The following is an 11,770-nucleotide window of genomic DNA, read 5'->3' as shown; positions in this document are numbered from 1 at the left end:
GGGTCTGCGGTCTGAGGGCTGAGAGGCCGGTCTTGAAAGCCGGGCCCGGGCCAGAGCGCGGGCGATCTGGGGCGGAGCCGGCGAAGAGCCGCCATTGTCCCACCCCTGGCCGGCGCTGTCGCGCGCGAGCGTATGGAGCGCGGCCGACCGGGCGCCCGCGGCGGCGCGCGGGCCGCGTCGGGCCTGGGTTGCGGACAGGATCGGCATGGTCGAGCGAGCGCGGCTTCGCGGACCGCGGCGGCGGCGAATTGACGAACTTGGGCTGTCGGGCTCGCTCAAGCGGAAGAACCTCGCGGTCTGCGCGCGGCCGCGTCCACGGCGACATAAACAAAAGGCCCGCCATTACGGCGGGCCTTCGGATTGCGCCGCGCGGACCGGACCTCAGTCCTCCATCCGCTCCGCCGGCGGGTCCTCGACCCCGCGCGAGACCATCGCCGCGATCGCGATGTCGCCGGTCACGTTGAGCGTGGTCCGGCACATGTCGAGGAAATGGTTGACGCCGAGGATCAGGCCGATGCCCTGCGGCGGCACGTTGACCATCGCGCAGATCATCGCCACCACCGGCAGCGAACCCGAGGGGACGCCGGCGGTGCCGATGCCGCCCAGGATGCACACCAGCATCACCATCACCTGCTGGCCCAGGCTCAGGTCGACGCCGAAGAACTGGGCCAGGAAGATCACCGTGACGCCTTCGAACAGGGCGGTGCCGTTCTGGTTGGCGGTCGCGCCGACGGTCAGCACGAAGCGCGACACGCGCCGCGGCAGCTTGAGTTCGTCCTCGGCCACGCGCAACGCGGTCGGCAGGGTGGCGTTGCTCGACGCGGTCGAGAACGCCAGCACCATCGCTTCCTGCACGGCGCGGAAGAATTCGATCGGCGAGCGCCCACCGACGAATTTCAGCGCCAGCGCGTACACCACGAACAAGTGGATCGCCAGCGCGGCGACGACCACGGCGACGTACTTGGCCAGCTTGAACAGCAAGTCCCAGCCGAACTGCGAGGCCAGGTTGAACATGAAGCAGAACACCGCGTACGGCGCCAGCTTGATGACCAGGCCGATCAGGGTCATCGAAATATCGAACAGACCCTGGATGCCGTCGCGCAGGGTGTCGACCGCCTTGGACTTGGTCAGCACCATGCCGATGCCGATCATCAGGGCGAAGAACATCACCGCCAGGATGGCGTCGTCGGCGGCGGCCTTGATCACGTTGTTGGGGACGATCGAGATCAGCATCTGCAGTCCCTTGGGCGCGTCGGCGCTGCCCTGGACGATGCTTTGCGCGCGCTCGGCGTTCTCGCTCATCATCTGCTGAGCCGTGGTCGGGTCGACGCCCGCGCCGGGCTTGAACACGTTGACCATGACCAGGCCGAGCACGACCGCGATCGCCGACATCGCCACGGTCAGGCCCAGCGTGCGCCAGCCGACCCGGCCGAACGAGCGGATGTCGCCCATCTCGCTCACGCCCATGACCAGGGCCGAGAACAGCAGCGGGATCACCAGCATGAAGATCAGGCGCAGGAAGATCTCGCCGGCCGGGCCGGTGACGGTCTCGCTGAACAGCTTCAGCAACGGTCGGCACTGCCAGGCGACGTCGCTACCGGTCGCGGCGGCCGGGCAGGCGTCGCCGACCAGTTGCGCCCAGGTGACGCTGCCGATGCCGGCGGCATAGACGATCAAGCCCAGCACCAGACCGGTCAGGAAGCCGATCGCCATCTTCCAGTGCAGCGGCAGCGGCTTGCGCGCGGATGCGGTGTCGCTCATCGGGCTGCGCTCATGGTTTTGCTCATAGTCGCGCTCCTAAAGGGGCCTGGCCAAAACAATCGGCAGGATACACCAGGGGGTTTTGGGCTTGGCTGGGGGATGGGGCGGTGGGGTCGGCGCGGGGTGATCGCTGGCTGGAAGCGAAAGCGAGAAGCGAATCCCCCCTGCCCCCCTTTTGCAAAGGGGGGGGAAAGCACGAGTTGCTTGGGGGAGGAGCGGCGGCCGTTTTGATGTTGGTCGCTATGCCACGGTCACAGCACGGCCAGAGCCAGGGCCAGGGCCAGGGCCAAAGCCGAAAGCCGAAGCCGAAGCCGAAGCCGAAGCCGAAAGCCGAAAGCCGAAAGCAAACTCGAGTTTGATGGCAATGGCAATGGCGATGGCGATGGGGATGGGGATGGCGAGGCGAGGCGAGACGATGCCGATGCCGATGCCGATGCCGATGCCGATAGCAAATGCGAGAGCTAGTGCGAGGGCAAGTCAAGCCCACGAGCCATCACCACGCCCCGCAACATCCCGAAGGGGTTCCCCCCTTTGCAAAAGGGGGGCCAGGGGGGATTCGCTTTTGCTCTGCTCTGCCCTGCTTTGCTTTTGCTCTGCGCTACTTCGCCTTGCTGTTACTCAGCCCGGCCATCAACCCCGAGGCGGATACAACGGCGGCAATACCGAAGGCGCCTCGACCACGACCTCGCGCCACTGCGGCGGACGCGCGAACGCCGCACGCAGCAGATTGCGCGCGGCGACGCCGTCGCCGCCGCCCCAGCGCGCGCGCCGCAGCGCCTGCACCGCCTCGCGTTGCTCCGGATCGGCCAGACGCTCGACCAGTTCGTCGTCGTCGGCCGCGGGCGGACGCGCGAGCGAACGCAGCACCGTGGCGATCTGTTCGAAATCGCCGACATCGATCAATTGCTTGAGCGCCGGCAGGTTCAAGGCCAGCGAGCGCGATCCGGCCGCGGCCGGCGCGGCACCCGTCGCCGCGGCCACAGCCGGCGCGCGCGAAGGTTGGCCGCGCAGATGCAGCGCCCAGAACAGGGTGATCAACCACAGCACCGCAAACAACAACGCCGCGCCCGCCCACGCCGCATTGCCGAACGGCGATGAGGATGCGGCCGTCGCATCGGTACCAATCGCCGCGCCCGTGTTCGCCGCGTCGGGCGCCAGGGCGCCGCCGGTAGCGGGCGCGGTAGCCGTCGCACCGCCGACACCAGTGACGGTCAGGTTCAACGGCGGCAAGGTCGTGCTGCGCGCCGCGCCGCCGACCACGTCCCACCAATCCATGCGCAGACCGTCCACCCGCACCGGGCCCGGACGCGACGGCACCAGCGAGAATTTGCGGGTCAGCCGCACCCGCGGCCGGCCTTCGTTGAAGCCCTCGTCGGCCTGGACCGGTTCGGGGAATACCTGCATGCCATCGATCGGCGGCAGCAGCAATTCGGGCAATTGCGCGGCGTTGGCGCCGTCGATGGTGGCTTCGACCACCACCGCCGCCGCGCTGCCCACGCGCAGGCCTTGCGGCGTACTGCGATACCGCATGGTCACGCTGCGCAACGGCAACCACGGCTGCGGCGCATTCGCCGGCGCGGCCAGCACGTTGAGGGTGCGCGGCCGCGAACGCGCGTGTTGATCGTCGCCGCCGCTGCCGGTGAGCTGATCGAACAGACCCGGCGCGCTGCGTCCGTCGAACCGCGCCTGCGGCAACGCCATCGGTCCGCTGCGTTCGGGCACCAGCAGGAAACGGCGCTCAACGATGGTGTAACGGCGCCCGCTGATGTCGCGCTCGTATTGGTTGTCGTCGCCAACCCGAGTCAGGGACGCACCCTGCGGGGTGGGCTGATCGAGCTTGCCGCCGACCAAGGTCAGCGCCGAATACAACCGCACGGTCAAACCCACCGCCTGCTGCACATACGGACTGTCATCGTCGACCAGCGTTTCCATGAACACGTCCGCGCCGGTTGCCACCGGTTGCGCTTGCGGCGGCGGCTCGGGCGCGTTGCCGACGACCATCACGCTCAGCGGCCGCGTGCTCATGCCGTTGACCTGCAGCGACGGAATCGTCAGCAGCCCGCTGCGCAGCGGCCGCAACGAAGCCAGGAACAAGGTGCGCATCACCATGCCGCCGCGCCCAGGTTCCAGGCTGGTGCCGGCGTTGCTCGCGATCAGCTTGAAGTCGCCGAGCAACGGTCCGTAGTTCGGGCCGCTGCCGGCCACGCCTTCGAGCTGGATGCTCAGCACCAGGCTCTCGTCGGCGTTGATGCGATCGCGATCGAGCCACGCGCGCACCTGCGCGAAGGCGCCGACGCTGAACGTCATCAGCGCCAGGCACAACCCGAGTTTGACCAGCAATCGCGACATCGGCCTCAATCTCCCCGCAGCGCCTGATTCTGGCGCCGCTCGTATTCGATCTTGAATTTTTCCCGCAGCAGGCTGCCCGGATCGTCGGGCACGCGCTTGAGCCAGGCGTCGTTGGCGACGCGGCGCTCGCGCTGTTCGGGGGTGAGCGGTTTGGCTTGTTCGGTCGCGGCGGTCTTTTGCCCGGGCTGTTTGGCCTGGCGTTCGAGTTCGCGCTGGATCTTCTCGCGCTGCGCGGCATCGGCCTTGCGCTGCGCTTCGGGGTCCTTGGGCGGCTGCTCGGCATTCGATTGCTTCGCATCGTCGGGCTTGGACGGCTTGGGCGGCTGTTGCGACGGATCGCCCTGCGGCGGCGAGTCGCCCTTGCCTTTATCGTCCTGGTTGTCCTTGCCGTCCTTGGGCTGCGATTTCGAATCGCCCTTGTCGCCGTTCTTCGGCGGCGGCTTGCGCTTCATCGCCGCCTCGACCGCGCGCTTGTTGGCGATCGCGTCGGCCATGCCCGGTTGCAGTTTCAAGGCGCTGTCGTAGGCCTTGATCGCCTCTTCGTAGCGGCCCTGGCGCGCCATCGCGTTGCCGAGGTTGTAGTGCGCATCGGCGCCCTGGCTGCGCTGGTACAGCTGCGCGGCGCGTTCGAATTCACCCTTGCGATAGGCCTGGGTGCCCTGCTCCATGCGTTCGTGTTCGGCCTGATCGGGACGCTTCCACAGGCTCTGCGCATGACCGGGCGCCATCGGCAGCCACAGACATAGCAACAGCACCGCGGCCACGCCGCTGCGACGACGGAACGCGAGCAAGGCCAGCAGCATCAGCGCGGGCAGCAGCCAATAGCCGTTGTCTTCGCGGGTCAGGGTCTTCTCGCCCTGCGCGGTGCCGGCGTCGGCCGCGCCCGGCGCGAGAATGCGCAAGCTACGCAGGTCGCTGTCGTCGTTGCTGATCGCGGCGTAGCGGCCGCCGCCGTCGGCGGCCAGCCCGCGCAGCGAATCGACGTCCATGCGCGCCATCACGATGCGTCCGTCGGGGCGCTGGAACGCCGCGCCCGCGGCGGTGCCCAGGCCGAGCGCCGACACCGTGTAGCCGTCGGCCGCGGCCTTGGCCGCGGCGCGGCGTTCGTTGCCGTCGGCGCGATCGCTCAGGATCAATATCTGCCCGCGTTCGAAACCGGCCTGACGCAACAGTTTGACCGACCATTCGATCGCCCGGTCCGCGCGCTGACCATCGCCGGGCATCACGTCGGGCGCGAGCGCGTCGAGAAACACCGCGAGATTGCGCGGGTCGTCGGTCATCGGCGCGACCGTGTAGGCGTCGTCGGCGTACACCACCAGGCCGATCTGGCCGCCGCTGCGCTGGCGCAGCAACGAGGCCAGCTTGGCCCGCGCCTGAGCAAGACGGCTTGGCGGCAGATCGCTGGCGAGCATGCGGCTTGACAGATCCAACGCGATCACCAGCGGCGTTTTGCCTTGCCATAGCGGTTGTTCGCTCTGACGCCAGCTCGGGCCGCTGAGCGCAAAGACGGCGATCAGGTAAGCGAGCACGGCGGCGATGACCGCGAAACGCGAACGCCGCCCGCCGCGCGACTCGAGCAGATGCGGCAGCAGATGCGCATCGACCGCGCCGCGCCAGACGCTGCTGCGCTTGCGCCGACTGCGCCACAACCAGCCCAGCAGCGGCAACGCCAGCAGCGCCCACAACCAATGCGGGCGCAGGACGACCAGGCTCGCATCGCCGAACCACGGCAACGGATTCATGCCCGCCTCCGTCGCGGCAACACGAATGCCAGCAAGCCCAACGCGAACGCGCCCGCGAGTGGCCAGGCATAACGTTCGATACGCGGACGCACCGCCTTGCCCGGGCGTTTCACCGGTTCCAGCCGATCGATCTGCGCATAGATGCCGACCAGTTCGGCGGTATCGCGGGCGCGGAAGAATTGCCCGCCGGTAAGTCCGGCGATCTTGCGCAAGGCGTCTTCGTCGATCTCGGCCTCACCGCCGGGAATGGCGATCTTGAAACCGAACAGCGACATCGAACCGTCGCCGCCGAAGGCGATGGTGTGGATGCGCACGCCGTCGTCGCGTGCGATCTGCGCGGCGCGCTGCGGATCGGCGGTGCCGGGCGTGTTGACACCGTCGGTCAGCAGGATCAGCACGCGCTGCCCGGCCGGTTGTTCGCGCAATCGCTTGACCGCCAGGCCGATCGCGTCGCCGATCGCGGTTTCCTGTCCAGCCAGGCCGACCACGCTGTCCTTGAGCTGATCGCGCACGGTGTCGCGATCGAGCGTCAACGGCGTGAGCACGTAAGCGCGGCGGCCGAACACCAGCAGGCCGATGCGGTCGCCGGCGCGGCGATCGAGGAAATCCGCGAGCACCGCCTTGGCCGCGGTCAGGCGATCGACCGGCGAGGAACCCAAGGTCATGTCGGGCTCGCTCATGCTGCCGGACAAATCCAGCGCGAGCATCATGTCGCGGCCGACCTGCGGCGGCTGCACCGCGTCGCCGAGTTCCTGCGGCCGCGCCGCGGCGATGCAAAGCAGCGCCCAGGCCAGCCACGCGAGTACGCCGGCCCCGCCGCCGCGCAGGCTGCGGCCGCCGGCCGCGGCGACCGCGTCCAGGCGTTCGCCGAACGGCACCTTGAGCGCGGCCGAACCGTCGCGCGCCGCCGGCAACAACCAGCGCACCAGCAACGGCAACGGCAACGCGGCCAGATACCACGGCCATGCGAATAACTCGCGCGCGTCGGCGATGAGACTGTTCCACCACGGCATCAGGACACGCCCATCCAACGCAGGAAACGCTTGCGCGTGAGTTCGCGCAACGCGCCGGCCTGTTCGGGATCGACCTCGCGACGATAGCCGCCGTCGAGCAGCAGTCGGCCGACGCCGTCGGCGAAATCGCGGCGCTTGCTGCCGCGATCGAGAAATTCCAGCCACTGCTCGCCTTGCAGGCGATCGGCATCGCGATCGCGGCGGCGCGCGGCGCGACGCAGCAATTCGGACATCGCCGCCACTTCGGCCGCGGGCGTGTCGGCATCGGCGAGCGCACGATCGAACACGTCGTTCATGCGGCGGCGACGGCGTTCGCGCCAGCGCCGCAGCGCATACAGCGCCAGCGCGATCAACGCGAGCGCGCCGATCACCATCCACCAGCCCGGCGCCAACGGCCACCACGACGGCGCCAGGGTGTTATGCACATCGCGCAAAGCCAGCGGCGCCGACATCAGGCCACCAGCGGCCGCGCGCGGCCCAGCAACGGCAGCCAGGATTCGCTCGCCGCGTCGGTCGACAGCGCCTGCACGCGCACGCCGCGCAGCGGCAGTTTGTCCAGCGCGACTTCGACCGGCGCGACGAAGCTGTCGTGCCAACGCTTGCGCTGCGCATCCACGCCAAGATCGAGTTCGATGCGCTGGCCGTCGCGACTGAACGGCAACGCCGACAACGGCGGCTGGGTTTCGATCGGATCGGTCAGCAGCAGCACGATCACTTCGTGATGCTGGGCGAGCACCGCCCAGCGACGCTGCGGCAAGGCGGCGATGCTGGCCGGATCGGCCAGCACGATCAGGCGCGAGCCCGGTCGTAGCAGACGCGCGGCGTGATCGAGCGCGACCCCGAGCCCGGCGTCCTCGGCCGGCGGCTGGGTGTACCAACGCACCATTGCATCGAGCACGCGCAGGGCGCCACGCGGGCCGGAGGCCGGCGTCACCGGCGCTTCGCGCAGGCTGCCGCGCAGCGCGGCGATACGGTCGCCGTCGCGCGCCGCAGCCCAGGCCGCGACCGCGCCGGCGCGCGCGGCCTGCACCGACTTGAAGCGCACGCGGGTGCCGAAATACAACGACGGCGCGGTGTCGGCGACGATCAAGGTCAATCGTTCGCGTTCGGCCTGGAACAACTTGGTATGCGCGCGGCCGGTGCGCGCGGTCAGGCGCCAATCGATATGGCGCGCGTCGTCGCCGAGCGAATACTCACGCGACTCGGCGTACTCCATGCCGCGCCCGCGCAGCGGCGACAGCGCCTGTCCGCTGACGCCGTGACGGCCCAGACGCGCGCTGCGACGGCCGCTGACGGCGGCGCGCAGCGCGACTAACTCGGCCAAGCTGGGAACGACGCCATCACTCATCAAACGATTCCGTTGCCGCCCAAACCGCCACGAACTCCAGATCCGACACTACGTTCGCTCGTCGATTCATCCACCATCGCGAGCGCCGCCGGTACGAATTCCGAGCCCCAAATCGCGAATCCCGGCCTCAAGGCAACGGCACCTTCTTGAGCAATTCGCCGAGCAGGCGATCGCCGTCCCAGCCTTCGGCGGTGGCTTCGTAGCTCGGCAGGATGCGATGACGCAGCACTTCCGGCGCGATCGCGCGCACGTCGTCCGGGGTCACGAAGTCGCGTCCGGCCAGCCAGGCATGCGCGCGCGCGCAGCGCTCCAGCGCGATCGAGCCACGCGGGCTCGCGCCCCAGGCGATGCGGCGCGCGAGCGCGGGGTCGTAGCGGGCGGCGTCGCGCGAGGCAAGCACGATTTCGACCAGATAACGTTCGACCGACGGCGCGACATGCAGGTCCAGCACCGATTCGCGCGCCGCGAACACGTCGGCCAGCGGCATCTTGGCCACCGGCGCCGGCGCGGTCTTGAGCGTCTGCCGCGCGCGCTCGCGGGCCAGCCGCAGGATCTCGGTTTCGGCGGCCGCTTCCGGATAACCGATGCGCACATGCATCAGGAAGCGGTCGAGCTGCGCCTCGGGCAGCGGGAAGGTGCCTTCCTGCTCGATCGGGTTCTGGGTCGCCATGACCAGGAACAACTGCGGCAGGGCATAGGTCGCGCGACCGACGGTGACCTGGCGCTCGCCCATCGCTTCGAGCAGCGCCGATTGCACCTTGGCCGGCGCGCGATTGATTTCGTCGGCGAGCAGGATCGGATGGAAGATCGGCCCGGGCTGGAATTCGAAACGGCCTTCCTGCTGGCGCCACACCTCGGTGCCGGTCAGGTCGGCCGGCAGCAGGTCGGGGGTGAACTGCACGCGCGCGAACTCGGCTTCCAGGCGCGAAGCCAGCGCGCGCACCGCGCTGGTCTTGGCCAGGCCGGGTGCGCCTTCGACCAGCAGATGGCCGTCGGCCAGCAGCGCGATCAGCAGCCGCTCGATCAGCTCGGCCTGGCCGACGATTTCCAGCGCCAGCGCATCGCGCAGCGCGCGGAAGGCGTCGTGCAGGCGCGCGGTTTCGGCGCCGGAGGCGATGGCGGGATCGCGGGCAAGGGTTGATGCGTTGTCCATCCGGTATCCAGGTGACGCGCCGGGCAAGCGCGGGGCGAGGCGGGGTTCGGGCAGATTTTGACCGAAGTTCGCCGTCAAGGTTCAAAACGTCGTTCTACTTCGGCGATCACGGGGCTCATTCAGACGCGCGCGGAGATCGCGGGGAAGTGCCGAAGGTAGGGCATGGAGCGCCCGCCCCGCTGGGCCGGGCGCGGTGGCGGCATCGGTGCATGCGGCTGTTCAGCCCGGTCGCCAAGGCCGATCGCGAAGTCAGGACCCCGCAAACGCGAAGAGGGCCCGTAGGCCCTCTTCGCTGTTACCGGTGCCGCGACTCAGCGCTGCGTCACCTGCATCACCTTCGGCGTCACGAAGATCAGCAGCTCGGCCTTTTCCTTGCTGCGGCTCTTCTTCTTGAACAGATTGCCGAGGAACGGGATGTCGGCCAGGAACGGCACCTTGGAAAGATCGGTGCGATCGCGGAACTCGTAGACGCCGCCGATCACGACGGTCTGACCGTCCTCGACCAGCACCGCGGTATTGATGTTGCGCTTGTTGATCTGCGGCACCTGACCGATCGAGGTGTCGACAAAGCCTTCGATCTCATCCTTCTTGACGCTCATGTTCAGGAACACGCGGCCGTCATTGGTGATGGTCGGATTGACCTTCATCTCCATCAGCACGTCCTTGAACTGAACGTTCGGGATCGGAATGCTGTTGCCGCCCTGCTGAGGCGAGATCGTCACGTAGCCGACTTCCTGGCCCTGGCTGATCACCGCTTCACGCTGGTTGCTGGTGACCACGCGCGGGTTGGACACCACTTCGCCGCGACCTTCGGTCTGCATCGCGGAGAATTCCATGTCCAAGTCCACGAACTTACCGAGGATGGTGAACGCGAGAGCGCCGCCCGAAGTGGCCGCGGGAAGGTTGGTGTTGAGGCTGTTCGGAAACAGGAACGCCGGATTGGTCAAGGTCTGCAGCAGCGAACGGGCTTGGTCGCGCAGCGCCGTGCCCTTAGCCGCATCGTTGCGATTTTCCGCCGCGATCGCTTCATCGAGCAAGCTGCTCGCCTGACTGCGGATCAAACCATTCTTCGCCGTCGTGTTGCGATAGTTGTTGATGCTCTCCAGCGTGCCGCTGGTGATCACGTCGCCCTTCTGCCCGGACACGCCGAAACGCGCGCCTAGATCGCGAGCGAAGCTTTCGGTCGCGATCACGATCCGCGCCTCGATCAGGACCTGATCGACCGGGCGGTCGATGACCCGGATCAGTTCCTTCATCTGGGTCACTTTCTTCGGGATGTCGCTGATCATCAGGGTGTTGGTGCGTTCGTCGGCGACCAGACGACCGCGCGGCGACAGGAAGCCGTTTTCGTTCTGCCCGGCTTCGCCACCCGAGCCACCACCGCTGCCACCGCCGCCAATACCCTTGGCCTCGGTCAGCGCCTTATAGATCTGCGCGGCATTGTGGTAGTTAATCTGGATGTATTCGGTGGTCAGATCGACGCGGTTGTCGAGCGCGATGCGCGCGTCTTCGCGATCCTGTTCGTACTTGGCCACTTCAGCCTGCGGCGCGACCCACACCACGTTGCCGCTGCGGCGCTTGTCCAGGCCCTTGGCCTGCAGGACGATGTCCAGCGCCTGATCCCACGGCACGTTGACCAGCCGCAGGGTGACGTTACCCTGGACCGTGTCGGCCGCGACGATGTTGAGGTTGGATTCCTCGGCGACCAACTGCAGCACGGTGCGCACCGGCACGTCCTGGAAGTTGAAGGTCACAGGGCGGCCCGAGTAGCTGCGGACCACGCCGGCCGGCGCCTGCGAAATCGTGCCCGAGGTCGGCGCGGCATTGCCGGACGGCTTGGCGCCCGCGGCCGCGCCCACCGCGCGGTTGCCGGCCTGCGCCGTGCGCGGCACGACTTCGACGATGTAGTCTCGACCGGTCTGGTAGGCCATCGTGTCGAACGCGCCGCTGGCGTTGAGCACCAGTTGGGTGCCGGTACCGCTTACGCGTGCGTCGATGCGCTGCACCGGCGTGGCGAAGTCGACCACGTTGAGCTGGCGCTGCAGCGACGCCGGCAATTGCGCATTGCCGACGTTGACCAGCACTTCCGAGCCCTGGTTACGCATGTCCGGCATTGCGCCATCGCCGCTGAAGCGCACGATCAGCTTGCCGGAGCCGCCGTCGCCGCGCTTGAAGTCGATGTTGGCGACCGAAATCGTGCCCGGCAATTGCTTGGACGGGTCGTTGCTCGGCGTCGGCGCCACCGTCGCGGCGGCGGGCAACTGGGCCTGCGGCTGGACGACGGGAGCCGCGGCGGCGGCCGGAGGGGCCGCATGGACAGCGCTGATGCCGGCGAGCACGCCGACCACGAGCCCGACCATGCGGGCGCCGGAGGCCATGGGGCGTCGGGCCGACGGCATGGATT

General features: G+C 68.3%; 8 protein-coding genes. All 8 read right to left on the bottom strand.

Annotated elements, in window-relative coordinates; all coding sequences use genetic code 11:
* Positions 1-381 precede the first annotated feature (381 nt).
* On the bottom strand, positions 382-1,761 hold the full coding sequence (locus tag ASD86_RS04235) for a dicarboxylate/amino acid:cation symporter (protein WP_056107301.1): 1,380 nt from the start codon (positions 1,759-1,761) through the stop codon (positions 382-384).
* 630 nt (positions 1,762-2,391) lie between these two features.
* A complete protein-coding gene (locus ASD86_RS04230; protein WP_056107298.1) occupies positions 2,392-4,110 on the bottom strand; it encodes a BatD family protein in 1,719 nt (572 codons plus the stop codon).
* A 5-nt stretch (positions 4,111-4,115) separates the two neighbouring features.
* Complete coding sequence (locus ASD86_RS04225; RefSeq protein WP_056107295.1) at positions 4,116-5,852, bottom strand: VWA domain-containing protein; 1,737 nt, start codon at positions 5,850-5,852, stop codon at positions 4,116-4,118.
* Positions 5,849-6,865 carry a VWA domain-containing protein gene (locus tag ASD86_RS04220; RefSeq protein ID WP_056107292.1) on the bottom strand — a complete coding sequence of 339 codons (1,017 nt, stop codon included), beginning with the start codon at positions 6,863-6,865 and terminating at the stop codon, positions 5,849-5,851. The genes ASD86_RS04225 and ASD86_RS04220 overlap by 4 nt, the downstream gene beginning before the upstream one ends.
* Positions 6,865-7,317 (bottom strand): DUF4381 family protein, encoded by a 453-nt coding sequence (locus tag ASD86_RS04215; protein WP_056107289.1) that lies wholly within the window; start codon positions 7,315-7,317, stop codon positions 6,865-6,867. Before ASD86_RS04215 ends, ASD86_RS04220 begins: the two co-directional genes overlap by 1 nt.
* Entirely contained in the window at positions 7,317-8,213 is an 897-nt protein-coding gene (locus ASD86_RS04210) for a DUF58 domain-containing protein (RefSeq protein ID WP_036108725.1), read from the bottom strand. The genes ASD86_RS04215 and ASD86_RS04210 overlap by 1 nt, the downstream gene beginning before the upstream one ends.
* Before the next feature lie 127 nt (positions 8,214-8,340).
* On the bottom strand, positions 8,341-9,366 hold the full coding sequence (locus ASD86_RS04205; protein WP_036108726.1) for a MoxR family ATPase: 1,026 nt from the start codon (positions 9,364-9,366) through the stop codon (positions 8,341-8,343).
* A gap of 311 nt (positions 9,367-9,677) precedes the next feature.
* Positions 9,678-11,744, bottom strand: coding sequence for a type IV pilus secretin PilQ (gene pilQ, locus ASD86_RS04200; protein WP_235567663.1), 2,067 nt, complete (start codon positions 11,742-11,744; stop codon positions 9,678-9,680).
* Positions 11,745-11,770: the final 26 nt, after the last annotated feature.

Source organism: Lysobacter sp. Root690 (genome assembly GCF_001427785.1).
GTDB lineage: Bacteria > Pseudomonadota > Gammaproteobacteria > Xanthomonadales > Xanthomonadaceae > Lysobacter.
The sequence above is the reverse complement of the archived record's forward strand: the minus strand, read 5'-3'. Positions and strand labels throughout refer to the sequence as shown.